General features: G+C 42.5%; 16 protein-coding genes. 15 read left to right on the top strand and 1 reads right to left on the bottom strand.

Annotation, left to right across the window (positions count from 1 at the left end; genetic code table 11):
* Positions 1–8: 8 nt before the first annotated feature.
* The 10 genes from sigF to ACN6KS_RS20925 all read left to right on the top strand — a co-directional run bounded on the left by sigF (position 9) and on the right by ACN6KS_RS20925 (position 13366).
* The gene (gene sigF / locus ACN6KS_RS20970) at positions 9–764 is read left to right on the top strand and encodes an RNA polymerase sporulation sigma factor SigF (RefSeq protein WP_042129724.1); all 756 of its coding nucleotides are present in this window, start codon (positions 9–11) and stop codon (positions 762–764) included.
* Between the two features lie 100 nt (positions 765–864).
* On the top strand, positions 865–3798 hold the full coding sequence (locus ACN6KS_RS20965) for a PAS domain S-box protein (protein WP_440960406.1): 2934 nt from the start codon (positions 865–867) through the stop codon (positions 3796–3798).
* Between the two features lie 40 nt (positions 3799–3838).
* Positions 3839–4501 carry a response regulator transcription factor gene (locus tag ACN6KS_RS20960; RefSeq protein ID WP_094872133.1) on the top strand — a complete coding sequence of 221 codons (663 nt, stop codon included), beginning with the start codon at positions 3839–3841 and terminating at the stop codon, positions 4499–4501.
* Between the two features lie 204 nt (positions 4502–4705).
* On the top strand, positions 4706–6304 hold the full coding sequence (locus ACN6KS_RS20955) for a HAMP domain-containing methyl-accepting chemotaxis protein (protein WP_094872135.1): 1599 nt from the start codon (positions 4706–4708) through the stop codon (positions 6302–6304).
* A 41-nt stretch (positions 6305–6345) separates the two neighbouring features.
* Complete coding sequence (cheB, locus tag ACN6KS_RS20950; RefSeq protein WP_179281666.1) at positions 6346–7431, top strand: chemotaxis-specific protein-glutamate methyltransferase CheB; 1086 nt, start codon at positions 6346–6348, stop codon at positions 7429–7431.
* 192 nt (positions 7432–7623) lie between these two features.
* Positions 7624–8628, top strand: a complete 1005-nt coding sequence (locus ACN6KS_RS20945; RefSeq protein WP_440960405.1) for a helix-turn-helix transcriptional regulator — start codon at positions 7624–7626, stop codon at positions 8626–8628.
* A gap of 192 nt (positions 8629–8820) precedes the next feature.
* A complete protein-coding gene (locus tag ACN6KS_RS20940) occupies positions 8821–10230 on the top strand; it encodes an MFS transporter (RefSeq protein WP_440960404.1) in 1410 nt (469 codons plus the stop codon).
* 133 nt (positions 10231–10363) lie between these two features.
* Positions 10364–11131, top strand: a complete 768-nt coding sequence (locus ACN6KS_RS20935) for an ABC transporter ATP-binding protein (RefSeq protein WP_341135355.1) — start codon at positions 10364–10366, stop codon at positions 11129–11131.
* Positions 11121–13124: an FtsX-like permease family protein gene (locus ACN6KS_RS20930; protein ID WP_440960403.1), complete on the top strand. Its 2004-nt coding sequence runs from the start codon at positions 11121–11123 to the stop codon at positions 13122–13124. Before ACN6KS_RS20935 ends, ACN6KS_RS20930 begins: the two co-directional genes overlap by 11 nt.
* 20 nt (positions 13125–13144) lie before the next feature.
* Positions 13145–13366, top strand: coding sequence for a hypothetical protein (locus tag ACN6KS_RS20925; protein WP_094872144.1), 222 nt, complete (start codon positions 13145–13147; stop codon positions 13364–13366).
* Between the two features lie 83 nt (positions 13367–13449).
* Here the strand turns inward: ACN6KS_RS20925 and ACN6KS_RS20920 are convergent, their stop codons facing one another.
* Positions 13450–14457 carry an ABC transporter substrate-binding protein gene (locus tag ACN6KS_RS20920; protein ID WP_094872145.1) on the bottom strand — a complete coding sequence of 336 codons (1008 nt, stop codon included), beginning with the start codon at positions 14455–14457 and terminating at the stop codon, positions 13450–13452.
* A gap of 210 nt (positions 14458–14667) precedes the next feature.
* Between ACN6KS_RS20920 and ACN6KS_RS20915 the strand changes: the two genes are divergently transcribed.
* The 5 genes from ACN6KS_RS20915 (at position 14668) to ACN6KS_RS20895 (ending at position 21373) form a co-directional block, all read left to right on the top strand.
* The gene (locus tag ACN6KS_RS20915) at positions 14668–15726 is read left to right on the top strand and encodes a FecCD family ABC transporter permease (protein ID WP_094872147.1); all 1059 of its coding nucleotides are present in this window, start codon (positions 14668–14670) and stop codon (positions 15724–15726) included.
* Positions 15727–15728: 2 nt separating this feature from the next.
* Positions 15729–16763: a FecCD family ABC transporter permease gene (locus ACN6KS_RS20910; protein ID WP_373455895.1), complete on the top strand. Its 1035-nt coding sequence runs from the start codon at positions 15729–15731 to the stop codon at positions 16761–16763.
* A gap of 43 nt (positions 16764–16806) precedes the next feature.
* Positions 16807–18522 carry an ABC transporter ATP-binding protein gene (locus ACN6KS_RS20905; protein ID WP_440960402.1) on the top strand — a complete coding sequence of 572 codons (1716 nt, stop codon included), beginning with the start codon at positions 16807–16809 and terminating at the stop codon, positions 18520–18522.
* 42 nt (positions 18523–18564) lie between these two features.
* Positions 18565–19605, top strand: a complete 1041-nt coding sequence (locus ACN6KS_RS20900) for an NAD(P)/FAD-dependent oxidoreductase (protein ID WP_440960401.1) — start codon at positions 18565–18567, stop codon at positions 19603–19605.
* 142 nt (positions 19606–19747) lie between these two features.
* Positions 19748–21373: a helix-turn-helix domain-containing protein gene (locus ACN6KS_RS20895; RefSeq protein WP_440960400.1), complete on the top strand. Its 1626-nt coding sequence runs from the start codon at positions 19748–19750 to the stop codon at positions 21371–21373.
* Positions 21374–21468: the final 95 nt, after the last annotated feature.

Here is a 21468-nt window from a genome sequence, read left to right as displayed (position 1 = left end):
TTGGAGCCATGGATGCAGAGTCAAAAAAAGCTCCGCCGACCTATTTGGACGATGCGGAGGTCAAACGTCTTATCGCGCTCAGTCAGGCCGGAGATAGTCTTGCCCGCGACACGCTTGTAAGCTGTAATATCCGACTGGTCTGGTCGGTGGTGCAGCGGTTTATGAACCGCGGGTATGAGCCTGACGATTTGTTCCAGATCGGTTGCATTGGACTCCTGAAGTCCGTTGATAAATTTGACCTCAGCTATGAGGTCAAGTTCTCCACTTATGCCGTGCCGATGATTATCGGTGAGATTCAGCGTTTCCTTCGTGACGATGGCACCTTGAAGGTCAGTCGCTCCCTTAAGGAAATGGCTAATAAAGTTCGTAAGATGAAGGACGAAATGTCTAAAACGCTTGATCGTCTGCCTACGATTGGTGAAGTTGCGGAAGCGCTAGGGGTTACACCCGAAGAAGTGGTATTCGCCCAAGAAGCCAATAAGCCACCGACTTCTATCCATGAAACGGTGTTCGAGAATGATGGAGATCCAATCACGCTGATTGATCAAATCGCTGACGAATCACAGGAGCGTTGGTTCGATAAGCTGGCATTAAATGAAGCTATCGGAGGCCTCAGTGAACGAGAACGTCTGATCGTCTATCTTCGCTACTATCGTGATCAAACGCAGTCGGAGGTGGCCAGTCGTCTAGGGATCTCTCAAGTGCAGGTATCCCGGCTGGAGAAGAAAATATTGCAGAATATCCGTGAGCAGATTGCTCAATAGTAGGATAAAGTTATTCATGTAATGACGCTTGTAAATTAGCGAATTAGAACAAAAAGCCGCCCCGAAAAGGGGGGGCTTTTTATGTGGAGGTGATCTCAATATGGATTCACTCGGTGACGAGAATGTGATCACATGGTCTTTGGATATGGAAGAAAATCTGCTGACGATGTCGAATATTTTAGAGGAATGGGTTGGTTGCACAAGTAAGACTAAACCGCACAACCCTAATTTTTTGCGGGAACTTGTGAATGTAGCGGATCTTGATCGATATGATGCCTACATGGAAAGATTAAATGCTGGTCATATCAGTTGTCTTGAGTATCGGATGAAACTACCTGCTAAAGGACTGAAGTGGGTTCAAAGTATTGGCACGCCAATCCTGAATAAGGAGAGCAAGGTTTGCCGAATAGATGGAATTATGCTGGACATTACTGAACAAAAAACGGCGCAAATTCAATTAGAAAGCACCTTTTCTTTGTATCAACAGATGTTCTCTAACCTTGACGTGGCGATTTGGTCTTTTGATTATGTTGCAAAGAAAGTATTGTTTGTATCGGATGCGGTTCACAATATCACTGGTTATTCCGTTGAACAGGCGAAAGAGGATGATTTTTGGTTCCGTATTGCGCATAAAGAAGAAACCCCCCTGATTCAAGAGATAATATCATCGGTTGGTCAAGGGATTCCACAACTTAGTGAATATCGGATTATCCACGCAAGTGGCGAGCCTCGATGGCTACAGGTCAGAATCATACCCAGTCTAGATGAATCCCAAGCGGTTGTTCGGCTAGACGGGATCTTGGCAGATATCACTGAAAGAAAGTTAATGAAGGAGGCATTACTCAAAAGTGAACAGCGCTATAAATCCTTATTTGACTATAACTCAGACGTCGTATGCGAGGTGAATCTGCAAGGTAATATTTTGGCAATCAATTCCGCAGCAGAGCAAATTACTGGAGAAGCTTTAAATATGGTCGGAGAGAACTTGTCCATCATGAATCTATTTGGAGTAGAAAATATACTGAGGATGTCGGATTTTTTTGAAAGAACAGTACGGGGATCTGCTCAGCACTATGTTGTTGCCTCTTCGCGTAAAGATGGAACAGTGAGCCACTGGACTATGAAAAATATCCCTATTTATGTGAATAGTCGTATTGTGGGTGCTTTTGTGGTCGCTAAAGATATAACATCAACAGTAGAAGTAGAACATAAGCTGGCACAGCGTGAAGCAGAGTACAGACTTATTATTAATAACATGAAGGATATGATGGGGGTACTGGATCAGAAAGGAAATTTCATTGTAGCCTCGCCTTCCTGCGAAACCCTAATTGGTATTCCTGTAGGGCTAATCAAAGACACTACCATACTTAAGTATATCGATCCAGATGAGCAAGAAAGCTTGCGTGAACAGATATCAAATATTTTTCGGACAAAAGCAAGCAAGATGTTTTACAATCGTTTTATTCACTCAAAAGGTTATATCTTAAATTTAGAATGTCTTGCTACTCCCGTTCTAGGTGAGGATGGAGAAGTAATGAGCATTGTAATTGTAGCAAGAGACATCACTAAGAGAGTCCGGATGGAAAGAGAATTAAGGGAAAGCGAGGAGCTCAATCAGCAGTTGATAAAGATGTCGCCCGAAGCGGTCGTTCTCCATAGCGATTATAAGTTTGTTTATGTGAATTTCTCCTGTCTTGGTTTATTTGGTGTTTGCGATGAGAGTCAATTGATTGGTAAAAATATTTTCAATTGGGCACATCCGGAGTATCTGTCGCTGACGAAAGAACGCATGCATGAAATCTATAAAGAACCTTATAAAATCTTATTTCCTGTTGAACAAAAGGTCGTACGTTCGGATGGAACGATCATCGATGTGGAGGTGACAGCTAGCTCCATTTTGTACAAAGGAAAAGTCGCATGTATCTCTGTATTTAGGGATATAAGTGATCGAAAAAAAGCAGATGAGGACAGAGAACATACAGAGAAGATTATTCGTGAGAGTGAGGAACGGTATTTTCGCTTGCAAATGAGTCTGGATCAGTTCTCCCAAGATCTTTTTGGTGTGATGAAGATTAGCCATATGGAACAGCGGTTGCTTAGAGAAGTCAGAGATACCCTGCAGATAACAAATATTGATTTTATTGCAGTTGAATCTAATTATGATAAATTATGTGAAATTATCGAGACGGAGCAAGGGTATTCACTCAAGATCGGGGAGTCCCGCGGAAAAAGCTACTTGCTATCGATTAACGAGAAGACGCTTTTACTAGAAATAAGCTCTATTCGAGTATGGCTTGAGACGATTACCCGTTATGTCAGTGTTCTTTTTGATCATTTTTTGCTTATCGAAGATTTAACGAAGGATCTTGAGCTTGCAGCTTCCAAGCAAGTGGCTCCTACATGGCTGCTCCGATTTATGTTTAATTTATCCGAGAATGAGCGAAAAAGACTTGCTCAGGACTTACACGACTCAGCGCTTCAAGAACAGATTATCTGGTATCGTAAGTTGGATCTACTGTTAGGTGAAAAGTCCATCAATGGGGATCTTAGGGAACTGCTAGAACAGATTGCAGAAGGGTTACTAGATGTTATTTATCAACTTCGGATTATTTGTAACGAGCTCAGACCTCCTGCATTAATCAATGAAGGTCTTATCTCCTCGCTGGAGACGTTGTTTGAATTTACGCAGCTACGTACCAACTATCAGATTTATTTCGAGTCTGAAGGATTCACACATAAGTTAGATGATGAAGTGCTTATAGGCCTGTACCGTATTGTGCAAGAACTTTTGGCTAATGCAGCAAAGCATTCTTTTGCGACAGAAGTACGCATCACCTTAGCTAGTGAAGACAATCATATTCATTTGGATTATATAGATAACGGAATCGGAATGAATTTATTTGGTGAGGATTCACTTACAAGTATGGGGATTTATGGGATGAAGGAAAGAGTTCGAAGTATGGATGGGACAATAGTATTTCACTCGCCAGATAAAAAGGGATTAGCGGTCAATATATCTATACCTGCAGATTAATCATGCGGCATAACAATTGGATAGAGGGGTAGTCATAGGCATGATTCAAATATTGTTAGTGGATGATCATCCATCTGTTATGGAAGGGACTAGAATGATATTAGAGCAAGAGGGAGACATGAAGGTTACTCTAGCTAATTCAGCGAATGAAGTGCTTGAAATGGTGAGTAGTCATTCCTTTGACGTAATGTTATTTGATCTTCATATCGCGGATGTGAATGGGATTGATTTGGCGAAGCAAGTATTAATAATGAACGCGGATGCGACTATCTTAATCTACACCGGATATGAATTTACTAACAAATTTAACCTGATGATCGAATCGGGGATCTTTGGGTTTATTTCAAAAACAACCAATAGAGAGCAGTTGATTACAGCGGTACGATGTGCATTAAGAGGGGAAGTCATTCTACCGCGGACCTTAGTAAAGCAGTTAAGAAAAGTACCTCCTAAAGGTTTAGAGATCAATGATGAACAAGCAACCTCCATGATTAGCAAAAGAGAACATGAAATGCTGACGGAAATTGCAAAAGGAAAAAGTAATAAGGAAATAGCGGAGATTGTGCTTATGAGTCAGCGGTCACTAGAATATAGTTTAACGAATTTGTTCCAAAAGCTAAATGTGAAATCTAGAATTGAAGCGGCTATAAAGGCTAAACGGCTCGGAATATTGAAGGAATCAGATTTTACTAATTCATTGTGAAAATACGTAACAACCCTATAGATTGAAATCCCGATCACTAGATAGTGAGGCGGGATTTTTTGTTTTGCGCTTCATTGCGGAGGTGCGCAATAATTTTGCGTGCTCACGCCATTTATTTTCGGTTACCATATTCTGCTTACCGTTTATGATGAAATAGTTCCTAAGAATTACTAAAAATTGACTAACGTAATGAGGTGCAGAAGGATGAAATGGTTTTATAATTTGAGAACAGCAGTGAAGCTAATCTCAGCATTTGTGTTGGTATCAGTCATTTTATGCTTTGTAGGATTCTATGGAATAAGTAATTTGAGTAAGATGGATGAGTCCATCGAGGATATGTATAAAAATCGCTTAACACCGATTGCCTATCTCGGTGAAGCGAATGAACTTTTTTTAACGAATAGAATAAACATCCGGGATATAAATACAATGGCCCAAACCGAGGTGAAGAAAAAAGAATATCGGGATAAATTACATAAGAATGTCCAAAGCATTGAAGACATCATGAGTAAATATAGTAAGACAAGATTGAGAGAAGAAGAATTAGAGAAAATGAAGGATTATCCTGAGATCTGGCAACGCTATACCACCAGCGTGGATCATGCAATTGAATTGGATAAGAAGATCATTAGTAATGAAGAATATACGAATTATTTGCTGACAGGCGATTTACAGCTGGCCACTACGGAGATGACGAATTTCTTGCAAGGTTTAATTGACATCAATATGAAGCAGGCACAGGAATCCAGTGATAATGCGAATGAATTATATCAATCCTCTCGGTTGATTACCTTTAGTGTTACTATCATTGCACTTTTAATCAGCGTGGGTTTTGGCTATCTAATCTCGCAAATTATAGCACGGCCTCTTAATCAAGTGATGCGCCTGCTAGGTAAAGTAGCCAATGGAGACTTAAGCGAAACATCGAATCTGAATTCTAAGGATGAGATCGGCAAACTTGCGAATTCTGTGAATGAAATGGTTCTGAACTTAAGGCATACTGTGGGGGGGATTTTGTCCTCTGCAGAAAGTGTCTCGGCGGCAGCACAGCAAATATCAGCAAGTACTGAGGAAGTAGCTAGCGGCAGCATGAGTCAAGCAACTGCAGCGCAAACAATGAATGAGTTGTTCCGAGAATTGTCTGAAGCGATTAATTCAGTAGCTCAGAGTGCAGAGCAAGCCTCAGAGCTGTCAGATCATACGATGCGTATTGCTCAGGATGGAGGTGCGGTGGTTACTGACTCCATTCAAGGGATGACGTTACTTAACAACCAAATGTCTAGACTAGAAGAAGGCTCAGATAAAATTGGTGAGATCATTGCGGTCATTGATGATATTGCAAAACAGACAAATCTGCTGGCTCTTAACGCAGCTATAGAAGCGGCTCGTGCTGGTGAACAGGGCCGAGGTTTTGCCGTTGTAGCGAATGAAGTAAGAAAGCTAGCAGAGCGGAGCAGTGAGGCTACTAAGCAAGTCACGGACATTATTAAAGAAATGCAGAAGAATACGCAACATAGCGTGAAGGCTGTAGTCGAAGGTGTAGCTTTTTCACAGAAAAATGGGGAAGCCTTTGATCATATTCTCTCTATGGTGAACGATACCGCACATAAAGTAACAGAAATCGCTGCTGCCAGTGAAGAACAGGCCGCGCAGTCATCAGAGGTGTTGTACTCGATCGAGAGTATATCGGCAGCAACGGAAGAAATGGCGGCAAGCAGCAGTGAAACGGCAACAACGGCTAATGCGTTAGCACAGCTTGCGGAGGAACTAAATGCACTCGTATCTATTTTTAAAGTTAAATAAACAGTGTCATGGGGATCATCATTGATAGGAGAGGAGAAGTAGTGCAAAAGTTAAAGGTGCTCGTTGTAGCTACTTCAGTAATGATGCGTAAACAGATCTCGAACCTTATTGCGGAGGATTCAATTATCGAGGTCATTGGAGCAGCTCGAAATGCATCCGAAGCGGTTAGCATGGTTCAAGAACTTAGGCCTGATGTCGTGACGATTGATATAGAAGTGCCAGAATTGAATAGTTTAGTAGCGCTCTCTAGTATTATGTCACAACGTCCAACCCCTATCCTTATCCTAAGCTCAGGATCAAAGGATGGAATAACAGCAACTATCACAGGTCTACAGAACGGAGCTGTAGATTTTATATCCAAGCCCACACAATTCCATGGGCCTGATTTATCCCAAATAAAAGACGAGCTAATATTCAAAATCAAACAAGCTGCTCAAATTCCTTTGAGAACCCTTATTCTTAACAATATTACTGTTTCGAAAGTGATGACAGGACAACAGGCAGAAGACAATTCTAAGAACGGGTGTATGGAAGAATTCGATCAAATCGTAGCCATAGGATGTGGAGTTGGTGGCCCGAAGGCGCTTGAAATTGTAATTAGCTCGCTCCCAGCAAACTTCCCATATCCTTTGTTAATCGTTCAGCATATGCCACCCAAGTATACGAAAGTATTAGCAGAACGATTGAATCGATTCTCAAGTGTACGGGTGGTTGAGGCGAAAGATGATCAATTGGTACATGGCGGAACGGCATATATTGCACCTGGTAATTGTCATATGACCGTAGTTCAGCAAGGACAAGTATGTAGAATCAAACTTCACAAGAAAGCCCCAGTGAACGGATACCGTCCATCCATTGATATATTGTTCGAATCGATTTCTGGACTGAAAAGCTTGAAGCAGCATTTGATTCTAATGACCGGAAGGGGAAGCGATGGCTCGAGAGGCATGCTGAATGCCAAACATGCTGGCGCCCAATCTATTCTTGTAGAATCGCAAGAGACTTCGATTGTAAATGAAATGCCTGAAGCGGCAGTTGAGCTCGGGTGCGTGGATTATGTAGTTCCTTCGTTCTTGTTAGCCTCGAAGATTATGGAGGTTACGGGGATGTTGGACGAACAATTTTAATGAATAAATTATTACCAAAGGCGTTGGTAGGAGGAAAATCCACCAACGCTTTTTTATGTAAACCTAGGTACCATCCCAGGTGGTGATAAATTTCCTATAGATCTATTCCATGTTGACACTTACAAATGATAACGATTATCATTTGAGTTGTGAATGGCTTTATTTGTATTGGCGAAGAAGGAGAGGCTTTCGATGGCTTTAAAAATATTGAATTTGGAGATTCATGATCTTTTTGAACAATTTACAGAGCGGATAGAAGGGCATGTTGAGCACAACCAGTGGGAACAACATCTCACCATACCCTCGCATATCGGTCAGGGAAGCATAACACGTACGCGGATTCGTCCAGGTATGGAGATCATGTATACGGATGTAACTTACGAGCAAGATATGAAGCTCTATATTCAGGAAGCTTGTCCGTTGTTCGAACTAAGCTATAACGTGAGTGGAGAAATCTATTGCGAATGGAACGGCAAGGAAAGTCATACGGAGAAACAAACAGGCAATGTTCTTTTTTTAGAGGATGTTCAGGTGTATGAAGAGAAGAAAGCTGGTGTCCCCAATCAATTGTTAGAAATACGGCTAGCTCCTAGCGAGCTGCTGTATTATGCCGGAGATCTAGCGGAGAAACAGCAGATGGAGACCTGGCTTAAACATCATCGTGGAAATATTGATCGTTATCCTGACACTGCGGCGATTCGAAAATGTGTCTCTGAAATGATCCATTGTACTTATCATGGCACATTGAGACGATTATATATGGAGAGCAAAGCGCTTGAATTTATTGCTTTATTTGGGGAGTCCGATGGTTACGGCTCTATGAGCGGGAGTATGACGTTCCGGCCTGATGATATTATAAATCTAAAGCAGGTACATGAGTTGGTGCAAATCCATTTCGAACAACCGCTGTCCATACGTGAGTTAGCCAAGCGGGTAGGCATCAATGAATTCAAGCTAAAGAAGGGTTTCCGTGAGTTATTTGGCATGACGATCTTCGAGCTTGTTCGTATAAAGCGGATGGAGAAGGCACTTTGGTACATGGAGGTAGAAGGTTTGAATATAGGAAAAACAGCCGTTTCGGTCGGATATAGTAATGTCAGCAATTTCACGACAACCTTCCGTAAGCACTATGGCTGCAATCCAAGCGAGTACTTAAGACGTATCGAACATCAGACTTTGGAGCGAAATAGAATCTAGAAGAATTTGTACTTACAGATGGCTTCATGCAATAGAACATAGGGTTTGGTTCCGAACGCTATATTCTGCCTGCTTGAGGTTTTTTTGTGTTTGCTCCCTTATCAAGGAGTAAATCTCCCTTAACAGGTAGAGAAAAAGACTATTTTAATTGATAATCAGTATCATAGATTTTTATGAAGAGGTGGTAATACAATGCAAGAAGATGATTCGCGACGATGGTATGCGCTATGGGTTATTCTACTTCCAACATTACTCATTTCATTGAATACTTATATGATTCAAGTCGCCCTTCCATTAATGCAAAATCGCTTGCTTGCGAGCTTCTCTGAAGCACAGCTTATCGTCACCGGATTTTCGCTAGGATTAGCTGTGGCGTTGATCATTAGTGGAAAGCTTGGGGATATATACGGCAGAAAACGATTGCTGATTATCGGAGTGAGTGGATTTACGATTATGGCAGTGTTGGGTGGTTTGACCTCAGATCCGACACTTCTGATTGTTATTCGCATCGTACAAGGTATGGCAGCTGCGCTTATCCAGCCTCAGGTATTGTCTACACTTCAGGTCAGCTTTCTGCCAAAGGAAAAGGGGCTTGTTTTCGGTATTTATGGTGCAATGATTGGCATTGGATTCGCTTTCGGATTCATTCTCGGAGGCACTATTGTGAATTGGAATCCGTTCGATCTCGGTTGGCGGACGGTATTTTTTTTCAATGTGCCTTTCGGACTTCTCGTCTTGCTGTTAATGCCGATTGTTCCTGAAACACGGGCCGAGCAGACGCACAGTATTGATTGGACGGGAAGCATCCTACTGCTGATCGGTTTATTCCTGCTGATCTATCCGTTATCTGAGGGACAAAAACAAGGGTGGCCATTGTGGATCTCAGGCTGTCTAACTATAGCTTTATTCGTGTTGTTTACTTTTATCTGGGTTGAAAATCGGAAAGGAAAGCAGGGGAACTGTCCATTAGTCGATCTGTCTATTTTCAGACATCGAACATTTAGTGTAGGTCTGGCGACCGTGCTTGTCCTTTATTTAGGCATGTTCTCCTTCTTTTTTGTTTTAAGCTACTATATGCAATTTGGCTTGCACTATAATGTTCAAGATACAAGTTTGGTTTTTTTGGCTATAGGTATAGGTTTTTTTCTGACTTCTCTGATATCGTCTCGAATGGTCAGAAGATGGAGGATGAGTGTACTTAAAATAGGTGCACTGATGATGGGATGCTCTAGTTTATTGCTTATATGGGAGCTAAATGTGGATGCAACGCATCTACTGGGCGCACGAAATATTTTAATATTATTGATATATGGCTTCGGTCTCGGTATGGCTACTACACCACTAGTCAACGTCACGCTCAGTTCAGTACCAGCAAGGATTACGGGCACAGGATCAGGTCTGATCACTACATTTATGTATTTAGCAAACTCGTTAGGGGTGGCACTAATCGGTATTTTGTTCTCCACTTCGTTGAAACATCCTCTTTTGGAAGCAGATTTATCGGATTATGTAAGGGCGTTTTCCTTCTCACTGGCAGCTATCGGAGGACTTGCTTTTACTGGTTTTGTTTGTCTTTGTTTCTTGCGAGAGCGGAAAGGATAGAGGAGGAATCAAGTTTTCTTGTTCTGTGAGCAATCTAACAACCGTTCTCTTCACTTAGTTTTATAGTATTTACAGGAATAACATAATTCCATTTAATGTTAATCCTCCAAGCTATGAAGGGGACGGTGCGAGCATGCCTATTCTAGAGGTAGAGAATCTCTCAAAAGAATATAAAGGCAAGGGTAAAATGAATGTGTTTCGGGCGCTAAACGGCATAAGCCTGAGTGTGGACAGCGGAGAGTTTGTAGCGATTATGGGGCCTTCGGGGAGCGGTAAAACGACACTGCTGAATATCCTTAGCGGGATCGACACGGAATATAGTGGGGTAGTCCAGATTGCAGAGACTAGTATAAGCGAGATGTCTAAGAACGAGCTTGCACTGTTTCGCCGGCAACGAATGGGGTTCGTTTTTCAAGATTACAATTTGCTGGATAGCCTGACCCTTCGGGAAAATATAATGGTGCCCATGGTTCTGGATGACCAAGAGGCAGACGACATCAATACCAAGACAGATGAGACGTTATTACTCTTTGATCTGGGCGAGGTGAAGGATAAATATCCGTATATGGTTTCAGGAGGACAGCAACAACGAGCGGCGATTAGCAGAGCGATTATTAATGATCCGGAGGTGATCTTTGCGGACGAGCCAACGGGGAATTTGGATTCCAAATCCTCCAGTATAGTGATGAAGACCTTCGCCAAACTGAATGCTCTGAAAGGAGCAACAATTGTGATGGTCACACATGATCCTTTTGCGGCCAGCTATTGTAATCGCGTGCTCTTTATCAAAGATGGGAAGATGCTATTAGAGATTACTAGGGAAAATAAAGAGCGGAGCGCATTTTTTGATAGGATTCTGGAGAATCTGGCCTTCATTGGAGGGGGAGAAGATGACCTTTAGGAGAATGGCTTTTCAGATTTTCAAGGCGAACCTTAGAAGGTATTTGTTATTTTTCCTATGCAGCAGCTTTACGATTATGGTATTTTTCTCCTTTCACTCCCTGTATATGAACCCTGATTTTAATGACCCCTATCAAGTGAATGGGATGGTGTCCGGTAATTTATATGCTCCTTTCTTGGTTATGAGAGTGTTTGCTGTTCTATTTATTGGATATGCGCAAATGGCCTTTTTGAAATTTAGAAAAAGCGACTTTGGGCTGTTAATGATTCTTGGAATGACGAGCCACAATATCCGTAAAATTATTTTATTAGAAAATAGCATGATCGCATTAGCTTCGATTCTCACGGGTTTAGGTGCAGGGTCGGTCTTCTCCGGTCTTTTCTTTCTCTTCATCTCGTTGTTTGTTAATATAGGGGACAGTTCTTTTTCACTTACGCTGGAAAGTTATCTGTATACCATTAAATTCTTCGGGATTATTTACATAGCTGTGATTGGAATCCAATTATTATTAACGCTGAGATACAACATTGTACGCCTTCTAAAAGAATCCAGAACCGCAGAACGTAGCCTTCTTCATGGTAAAATCACAGGGATCATCGGAGTTGTACTACTGGCGATCTCCGTTTATGATATGATTACTCATTACAGTCCTGATAATACCCGTATGATGTTAATCAATCTGGGCGTAAGTATGGTGGGGATCTATTTGCTGCTGTCAGGTCTTGGTGACTGGATGAAATTCATCTTTTCGCGATCTACGAAAGCTTATCATAAGCATTTAATGTTAAGCTCCGATTTGAACTATACTCTTGGACGCTCCAAAATAGTACTTTCTCTCATCACCTTCCTCGTCTTCATTACGGTTTTTCTAAGTGGCATTATCTTTTATATTACTTGGGATGCTGAGAATATTCCTGTAAAAAACAACCCTTATGATATTGCCTATGCAGAAGTATTCGGGAAAAATAGCCTTCCATCAGAGATACTCAGCGAAATCACGGATCATGGGGCTACACCTCTGATTTCACATCAAAGGCTTGAATACATTGATTTGTTCTATTTCAAAATATTTTTGGATCAAAACATCAACACATTAATCGGCAGTGATTATCATGTGGAGAAAGATCATTTTCTTAATCTTGCCTTAGGTGCTCGAGGAGAAGAATGGAAGAATCAAAGACCAGAGATGCCCACCTTCGAAATGAAGCTTTCTTCTGGAAATCATACGTTGTACTCACAAGGACTTATATTTAAAATGGTATTTAACCCTGTGCCGAATCTTATGAATGGTCTTCATGTTATTGTAAACGAGGATGACTATATGGCGCTGAAAGTGGAGAATATGGATGCGATCGGGAATCTTCAGCTCCTCAATTTCAAGAATTGGAAAAAAACTGCAGATATAGATACCAAGCTAAATACGGCTTTAGCCAAATACAATAAGGACAATACGAAGTCCTGGTATGGCAATGAACGGCATGAGGCGCTCGTATTTTCCACAAAATCTAGAATAAGTGAGTATTTACAGTTACAGGAGTCCGGTCGATTTGGAATCTTCGTCATTACCTTTGTTGGTCTAATCTTTTTTGGTGCCTCTTGTATAGTGCTGCATTTCAGTATCCAGACTGATTTAGAGCGGGAGAAGATCAAATTCGGGAAGTTGCATAAGATTGGAATAACTTCTAAAGATGTGGCTCAAATGATAGGCGGTCCTTTAAAAGTATTATTTTTTCTTCCTTATGTATTAGGTATTGTGCTAGCCACTGTGTATGTTGTCAGCTCTTCAAGGTTTGAGATGTCCGTAGCTCTGGCGCCATTTTGGTTTTGCTTGTTAGTAGGAGGGGGCTATCTTTTATTTCAAGTGCTCTTTTATGATCTATATACCAAAGTATATACTCGCAAGATGCTGGCTCATATCGAACTGCTTGATGTTCCCACAACGAATAATAGGAGTTGTGAATTTAATTCCAATTATGATAATATTAACAAATAAAAAACGTAGGGGGCTCCATTTTGAAAAAGATTTTATCCAGAATTGCAGTGGCATTGTTGATCTTAACCCTAGTTGCTATTGTCACTTGCTTCTATATTGGTGAACTCACCTATGCGTATTTATTGATCTTGGTCTTATTTTTCGTATTTGCGGGTATGGGTCAGCTCTACAAGCTCAAGAATGATGAGTATATGTACAAAAAGTTAAACAAAAGCGATCAGTACGAGAACTACACTAGATAATATTCATTTCGTAATTCAAAACAACACCCCACTTTAGGCAATGCCTAATAGTGGGGTGTTTCTTTATTTGTCTATTCTTATTTTTATTTTTTTTCGTTGCGCTCAAGAATCATATCAACGAACAGATCAATCTGTGCGGTAATCGCAATAGGATCGTAGCGATAGAAGGTATCAAAATCGTTGTAAAACAGATGATCATTCTTCGCAGCAGCGAGTCCGTTCCAAACGGGTGATTCCTTCAGCTCTTTCAGCTTATCACCTTTTTTATCAGGATCATAAGTAGTTAGGAACATGTAATCCGCTGCATATTCTGGCAACAGCTCCATGGATAGCTGTAGTGTTTGGTTGTCATTGCTGTTCTTAGTAGGCATTTTCAGCTTAAGAGCATTATAAAGGGCTTGTCCACCACGGCCCGCATTGTTACCGAAGGTCCATAGCTCACCTTTGTCAGTCAGCTCATATATTCCGAATGTATCATTTTCATTCACGACATCTTTAAGCTTTTCGCGGCCTTCAGCAGCCTTTTTCTCAAAATCAGCAATGAATTGCTCAGCTTTATCAGGTGCTCCCACGATATCTCCAAACAGTTTTACGGTTTCATAGATGTTAGTAGCAGTTCCGTATGGAATATGAATGGTTGGAGCGATTTTGGATAAAGCATCATAGTTGTCATCGTACATAACTACAATTAGATCAGGTGCAAGTTCTAGTGCTTTCTCAGCGTTGACTGGAGCGCCAACATCTTGTGTGTTTTTGAGCAGGTCTTTCAAGAAGGGGTTATCAAAAGTACTAGGTTCAACGCCTATGACGTTAGCTCCAACGGAGAGTAATTCCCCACCATAATAATCTGTAACGATACGCTGAGGTTTAACTGGGATTTGAACAGTACCTTTAGTAGTTTCATAGCTGCGCATTTCGGCAGCGGAAGCATCAGGAACAGCCGTTGCCTCTGCACTCGGGGCTGTTGTTGCTTCAGTTGTCGCTGTTGGTGTATTAGATGAAGCATTGTTGTTTCCCCCGCAAGCCGTCACAAATACAGACAATAACATTACGAGTGCAAGGATGGGGAAAAGGGACTTTCTTTTTAGCATGGTAAACCTCCCTAAGTATATGTAGCAATTGATAATAATGAGAATCATTATCATTGTTATCATTTTGAACTGTATCAAAGCTTAGAATTTCTGTCAATGCAATAAATTAAATGGTACCAATTAAATCTATCTATTGCCAAACCTAGGAAATGTAATTTACAATAGTCTAATGATAATGAGAATCAATTTCATAGAAATAGGGTGGCATTCATGAATCAACAGATAACTACCAGGATAGGAGCCGATAAGGGAGTAGTTAAACGAGAATTTCGTTCACGTCCTTGGGCGGCAACATTCATCTTGGTCGGCGGTCTGGCGCTATTATTATTAGGAATTGCTGTTTCCGTCTCCTTCGGCGCAGCAGATATTAAGCTGTCTGTGGTGTGGTCAGCTGTGTTTCACTTTGATCCAGAGATCATGGATCATCAGATTATTAGAGAATTAAGATTACCTCGTGTACTTGGCGGGGCAATGGTAGGGGCCAGCTTTGCAGTTGCAGGTGCCATTATGCAAGGGATGACGCGAAATCCATTGGCTGATTCAGGTCTGATGGGTATCAACTCAGGCGCAGGATTTGCGCTTGCACTATGTTTTGCTTTTTTTCCAAATTTATCGTTTATGTATTTGATTCTATATTCTTTCGTGGGTGCCGGCGTAGGCGCGGGTGTGGTATATGGAATAGGATCACTTGCTAAGGGAGGATTAACGCCTGCTCGTTTGGTGCTGGCCGGTGCGGCTTTTAGTGCACTTTTGTCGGCGCTGAGTGAAGGGGTAGCTTTATATTTTCATATCGGTCAAGATTTAGCTTTCTGGTACGCGGGAGGCGTGGCTGGAACGAAATGGATTCAACTCAAAATCATGTTCCCTTGGATAGGGGCCGCTTTAATTGGTGCAATGGTAATCTCTCGATCGATCACGATGCTCAGTTTAGGTGACGATGTTGCGAAAGGTCTAGGTCAGCGTACAGGGCTTGTGAAGTTGGCAGGTGCATTAATCGTATTGATTTTGGCTGGATCATCGGTTGCCGTAGTTGGTGCAGTGGGTTTCATTGGACTAATTATTCCGCATTTGACCCGCTTTTTTGTAGGTGTGGATTATAGATGGATCATTCCTTGTTCAGCGATCCTCGGCAGTTTACTTGCTGTATTTGCAGATTTAACTGCGCGGATGATTAATCCACCTAATGAAACGCCACTTGGCGCTATTATTGCACTGATTGGTGTACCTTTCTTCCTTTATCTTGCACGTAAAGAAAGGAGGGAGCTGTAATGATGGAAAAGACGACATTCGGTTCCTTCGAAGCCGCCAAAAACAAACGGGGCTTAATGATCATGATTTTGTTGGCTGTACTGATTGTGATTGCTTTTATTATTAGTATGAATACAGGTTACATACGTTTGACTCCTATGGAGTTGATTAATACATTGTTCGGTAAAGGAACCGACAAGCAGGAGTTAATCTTGTTTCAGTTTCGGCTGCCACGTATTGTGATTTCCGTTCTAATTGGGGCAGGTCTGGCTGTATCCGGTGCTGTGATGCAGGGCGTCTTTCGTAATGCGTTGGCGGACCCTGGTATTTTAGGGATTAATGCTGGTGCAGGAATCATGGTTATGCTGTTAATTTCTTTTTACCCTACGGCAACCGCGGCTCCAGTGTATCTGCTGCCAATGGTAGCGTTCGTCGGTGCAGGGTTTACAGCTGCCTTAATCTATGCTCTAGCTTATAAGCGACACCAAGGAATATCGCCTATGCGCTTACTGTTGACTGGTGTAGCTGTCGCAGCTGGGATGAGTGCAGCTATGATCGTGCTTACGCTAAGACTTGATCCAGAGAAATATCAATTCGTCGCTACCTGGCTGGCAGGCAGCATTTGGGGAACAAGCTGGAAGTTTGTACTGTCACTCTTACCGTGGATTCTAATTCTGGTGCCTTATGTCATCTATAAGGCAAGGGTGATGAACGTACTGAATCTAGGGGAGCAGACGGCTGTGGGACTTGGTGCCGCAGTAACGAAGGAACAATTCCGGCTTCTTGCGGCTGCGGTAGGATTAGCAGCGGCGAGTGTAGCTGTCAGCGGTGGGATTGGTTTTGTGGGATTGGTCGGACCCCATTTGGCGAGACGGTTAGTTGGGCCGAAGCATCAACTCATGCTTCCAACCTCGGCACTGCTTGGATCACTACTCGTTATTACAGCGGATACCATTGGGCGCTGGATTCTTCAACCGTCTGAGATTCCTACGGGTATCGTTGTAGCAGTAATTGGAGCACCATACTTTTTATATTTATTAGCCCGTACGAAATCTTGATGAAAGTAGGCTGATCTCTCACCAGAAGGAGCGAATCATTAACATGTTGCGTCGTTTTTTTGCTTACTATAGGCCCTATAAGGGATTGTTTATTCTTGATTTTTCTTGTGCTATTGCTGCTGCACTACTTGAACTGGTCTTTCCGTTAGCCGTTAACCGGGTTGTAGATGATCTACTGCCAAGCGGCAATTGGAGATGGATACTCTATTCATGCCTCGGCTTGCTGGGGATATATATTGTCAGTGCCTTTATGCATTTTGTCGTCACTTACTGGGGGCATAAGCTGGGGATTAATATCGAGTCGGATATGAGAAAAAAGCTTTTTGACCGAGTTCAAAAGTTATCTTTCAATTTCTTTGACAACAACAAGACCGGTCATCTAGTATCCCGGATGACAAATGATTTGATGGACATCGGTGAAATTGCCCACCACGGGCCAGAGGATCTCTTTATAGCAGTAATGACGCTGCTGGGTGTGTTCGGCATTATGCTCAGTATCAATTGGCAATTAGCTATTCTGACGTTTGTGATCGTTCCGCTTATGATTTATTTATCCATGTACTTCAGCCGGAAAATGTCTAAAGCCTTCCACATCATGTTCGCGGACATTGCTGACTATAACGCACGCGTGGAGAACAATGTAAGCGGCATCCGTGTTGTGCAAGCTTTTGCTAATGAGAATCATGAAATTTCCCGCTTTGCAGTCAATAACGAACGCTTCCGTATAACGAAGCTGATGACTTATCGAATTATGGCTTGGAATTCATCCTTTAGCTTTGTTCTCATGAAACTGGTCTCGTTATTCGTTCTCGTATGCGGAACATATTTTGTAATCCAGAAGCAAATGACCTATGGTGAATTTATCGCTTTTGTGATGCTGTCCAATGTATTTTTAGGACCATTACAACAAATTAACTCGGTCATTGAGACCTATCCCAAAGGTATTGCAGGTTTCAAACGTTATCTCGAACTGCTGGAGACGGAGCCGGATGTTGATGATGCGATAGACGCTAAGACAGTTCATGATCTTAAGGGGAATATAACCTTCCATGATGTGGCTTTCGCATACAGCGATAAAGAAAACGTACTCCAAAATGTGAATCTATCGATTCAAGCAGGAGAGACCGTTGCTCTGGTCGGTCCATCAGGTGCGGGTAAGACAACGCTTTGCAGTCTACTACCCCGCTTCTATGATGTAAGTGAGGGCAACATTAGCATTGATGGAATTGATATTCGTTCCATGAAGCTTGAATCTCTTCGTTCACACATCGGGATTGTACAGCAAGATGTGTTTCTGTTTGACGGAACCATCCGTGAGAATATCGCTTACGGGCGGCTTGGAGCCTCCGATGAAGAAATCTGGGAGGCAGCACGGCGCGCCCAACTGGAAGAGTTGATCAAATCCCAGCCTGCTGGGCTGGATACTATGATCGGGGAGCGCGGCGTTAAGCTCTCTGGAGGTCAGAAGCAGCGGCTGTCTATTGCTCGGATGTTCCTGAAGAATCCAACGATTCTCATTCTAGACGAAGCCACATCGGCGTTGGATACCGAGACGGAGTCCGCGATTCAGGAAGCACTTGCGGAGTTGTCACAAGGTCGTACGACGCTTGTTATTGCTCATCGATTGGCAACGATCAAGAATGCCGACCGTATTGTTGTCGTTGCGGAAGGTGGTATTGCTGAGCAAGGCAGACATGAAGAACTGCTACAGACTGCCGGAATTTACAGTCGACTACATGAGGCACAATTTGGAGCGTAAGAAGCTAAAGGCATCAATAGAATATACTTTTGGAGGGACATAATGAACAATCAACTGGAATTATACGATGTAACGATTATTGGCGGCGGACCTGCTGGGATGTATACAGCTTTTTATAGTGGTATGAGAGATTTGAAGACGAAGTTGATTGAAGCGAAGGATGAGCTTGGAGGAAGAATGCTCGTATATCCTGAGAAAATGATCTGGGATGTAGGTGGGGTAACACCCGTACTATGTCGTCAATTGATAGATCAGCTTGCTCAGCAGGCACGGACGTTTGATCCTACGATTATTTTCGGGCAGCAGATTACGCATCATGAGCGTCTGGAAGATGGAACTTATATGCTGACCTCGGCTACTGGTGAGCAGCATTGGACTCGTACGGTCATTTTGGCTATTGGCTATGGGATTCTGCAAATGGCAAAGCTGGAGATTGAAGGTGCCGACCGTTATGAGGTAACGAATCTTCATTATACAGTTCAGGAGCTGGAGCCTTTCCGAGGTAAAAAAGTGCTGATTTCTGGTGGAGGTGACTCCGCTGTGGATTGGGCAAATGAACTGGAGTCCATCGCAGCAAGTGTGACCATTGTGCACCGTCGCGAGCAGTTCGGCGGCCATGAGAAAAATATTGTGCGTATGAAGGAATCTTCAGTCAATGTTCGCGTGCCTTTCGCAGTAAGCCAATTAAACAGCAGTAATGGGGAAACCATTGATCAGGTTACGATCAGCCATATCGAAACAGGTGAGAGTGAACAGTATGAAGTAGATGCTGTTATTGTTAATCATGGTCTGAAAAGCGATTTTGGCCCATTACGGGAATGGGGCATTGATATGGGCGAGTGGTGTGCGAATGTGAGCGGAAAGCTGGAGACGAATCTTCCAGGTATTTTTGCAGCAGGTGACTTTGTGGATTATAGCAGTAAGGTCCGGTTAATCGCTGGCACCTTTACCGATGCAGTTCTTGCGCTGAACAGCGCTAAACTGTATATGGACCCCTCTGCACCTAAGGCTGCATATGTTTCCTCTCATAATGAGCGGTTCAAGGAGAAGAATAAGGCGCTTGGTGTCGTTGACGACCATTAAGGATAGAGGCTTTTCAAACTATAAAATCTGAATTTTATATGAAGCGTATAGGGTATCTTATCCATTTCGAGCGGAGAGAAGCCTTATGCGCTTTCTTTATATTTCAAGGTTTAATAGCCTGATGATCTGGAAGGGAGCAGGAATGAAGTTATCTAATAATAACCCGGTTCACAGAATTTATATGTTAAAAGAGGCTGGGAGACGCCAATCCGGCGGTGGTCACATCCGTAATCTCCAGATTGCCCAGTCCCCACTCTTCCTGACACCCATAGAAGCTGCTGTTCTAATAACTATTGAAGGAGAGACTGTAGCTCTTAAAATAGGTGAAATTCTTTTTTTAAGTGCAGGTACGACTTATCAAATTGATGTGCCAATAGAGACGGTTATCTCCATTCACGCAATTTCTTATGAGGTATACGGGTTAAGCAATAGCACTGAACAAGAACTCATCTATGGACTTTGTCGTGAAATTTTCCCAGCGAACGGGATCTTACCTATACGTACAACGAACAAAATAACCCGCTTATTTAGTGAATTGGAAGGCGTTGCTGCCAATAATTTAGAAGCACAGGCAAATAGAATTCAATCCTTGCTGCATCAGCTACATCAACTGGTCGTAGAGGCTGATGCTGAAGCAGACATTACGGATAATTCATATTTCAGAATGCTCTCTTATATTCACCAGAACATCCAAAGAGAGATTACGCGAGAGATGATATCTAAAATGATAGGATTCAATCCTCGCTATTTCTCAGTATGGTTCCGCAAGCAGACGGGGTGGAGCTTCACCGAATATGTAACTCATCTAAGAGTGAATAAAGCGAAAAAATATTTGATGTCCAGCCAAGCAACAATCCAGCAAATTTCTCAAAAAGTAGGCTATTCAGATGGACTATATCTGAGCCGCAAATTCAAGCAAGTCACCGGGATGACTCCAACAGATTTCCGTTTGCGTCCCAAACCGAAGCGGATAGTAGCGTTGCAATTTTTCGGGGATTTACTTGCGCTGGGTGTTAAGCCTGTCGCGGTTGAAAAAGATGTGATGAACTATTCATTACTTTTGCAGCCTGAACTGGCGGATGTACAATCGTTTGAATTGCAGGGATGTCCGGCGGAAGCCGACTTGTCTGGGCTGGAAGCCGATATAGTCATTGCACCGACCTATCTGAGCCCCCGTCAGCTTAAATACATGGAAAAGTTGGGTCCACTAGTTACGGTGGAATGTGATGAGATGGACCGCTTAGAACAGATTCGTTTATTCGGCAGACTGCTGGGAGAAGAGGAGAGGGCAGAGGCATGGATAAGGCACTATCATTTGAAAATAGATTTGGCCAAGCAGCGCTTGTCCTCCCTAATTGAATCTGGTGAAACGGTAGCGGTGTATGAGATTAGGCAAGATAACGGTATTTATATCTGGAATCATACAGCCCGAGGTGTGTACAATCTGTATCCAATGTTAGGGTTAGCTCCACCGGACAAGGTAAGGTCAGATGTTCTGGAGCGGAATGATCATCTATGCATCTCACTTTCGGAATTGCCAATATATGCGGCTGACCATATGTTTGTGGTTGTATCAGGACGTGAGGACTGGATGTCCAGAACACGTAAACGCATTAGCAAAAGTACGGTTTGGCGCAATCTTACAGCATACAGGAATGAACGCATATATTACCTGAAGCTTGAGGAATTTTGGGGCAGCGAAGGGCTTGCACTCGAACGTCAGTTGGAGATACAGACAGATTTGTTAACCGGCCATAAATTAAGCTGACAATCGTCCATAGCCAAATTGATGTATTAGCGTGTATATATGTTTTCCCACCGAGACGGTATATTAAACAAGGATATAAATGATATTGATTATCA

The organism is Paenibacillus nitricinens, from assembly GCF_052056485.1.
GTDB lineage: Bacteria > Bacillota > Bacilli > Paenibacillales > Paenibacillaceae > Paenibacillus_AQ > Paenibacillus_AQ nitricinens.
This window is presented reverse-complemented; position numbering and strand designations above follow the sequence as displayed.

Coding starts and splice junctions, on each gene's coding strand:
- sigF (WP_042129724.1), top strand. CDS start 9: ATGGATGCAGAGTCAAAAAAAGCTCCGCCGACCTATTTGGACGATGCG.
- ACN6KS_RS20965 (WP_440960406.1), top strand. CDS start 865: ATGGATTCACTCGGTGACGAGAATGTGATCACATGGTCTTTGGATATG.
- ACN6KS_RS20960 (WP_094872133.1), top strand. CDS start 3,839: ATGATTCAAATATTGTTAGTGGATGATCATCCATCTGTTATGGAAGGG.
- ACN6KS_RS20955 (WP_094872135.1), top strand. CDS start 4,706: ATGAAATGGTTTTATAATTTGAGAACAGCAGTGAAGCTAATCTCAGCA.
- ACN6KS_RS20945 (WP_440960405.1), top strand. CDS start 7,624: ATGGCTTTAAAAATATTGAATTTGGAGATTCATGATCTTTTTGAACAA.
- ACN6KS_RS20940 (WP_440960404.1), top strand. CDS start 8,821: ATGCAAGAAGATGATTCGCGACGATGGTATGCGCTATGGGTTATTCTA.
- ACN6KS_RS20935 (WP_341135355.1), top strand. CDS start 10,364: ATGCCTATTCTAGAGGTAGAGAATCTCTCAAAAGAATATAAAGGCAAG.
- ACN6KS_RS20930 (WP_440960403.1), top strand. CDS start 11,121: ATGACCTTTAGGAGAATGGCTTTTCAGATTTTCAAGGCGAACCTTAGA.
- ACN6KS_RS20920 (WP_094872145.1), bottom strand. CDS start 14,457: ATGCTAAAAAGAAAGTCCCTTTTCCCCATCCTTGCACTCGTAATGTTA.
- ACN6KS_RS20915 (WP_094872147.1), top strand. CDS start 14,668: ATGAATCAACAGATAACTACCAGGATAGGAGCCGATAAGGGAGTAGTT.
- ACN6KS_RS20910 (WP_373455895.1), top strand. CDS start 15,729: ATGGAAAAGACGACATTCGGTTCCTTCGAAGCCGCCAAAAACAAACGG.
- ACN6KS_RS20905 (WP_440960402.1), top strand. CDS start 16,807: ATGTTGCGTCGTTTTTTTGCTTACTATAGGCCCTATAAGGGATTGTTT.
- ACN6KS_RS20900 (WP_440960401.1), top strand. CDS start 18,565: ATGAACAATCAACTGGAATTATACGATGTAACGATTATTGGCGGCGGA.
- ACN6KS_RS20895 (WP_440960400.1), top strand. CDS start 19,748: ATGAAGTTATCTAATAATAACCCGGTTCACAGAATTTATATGTTAAAA.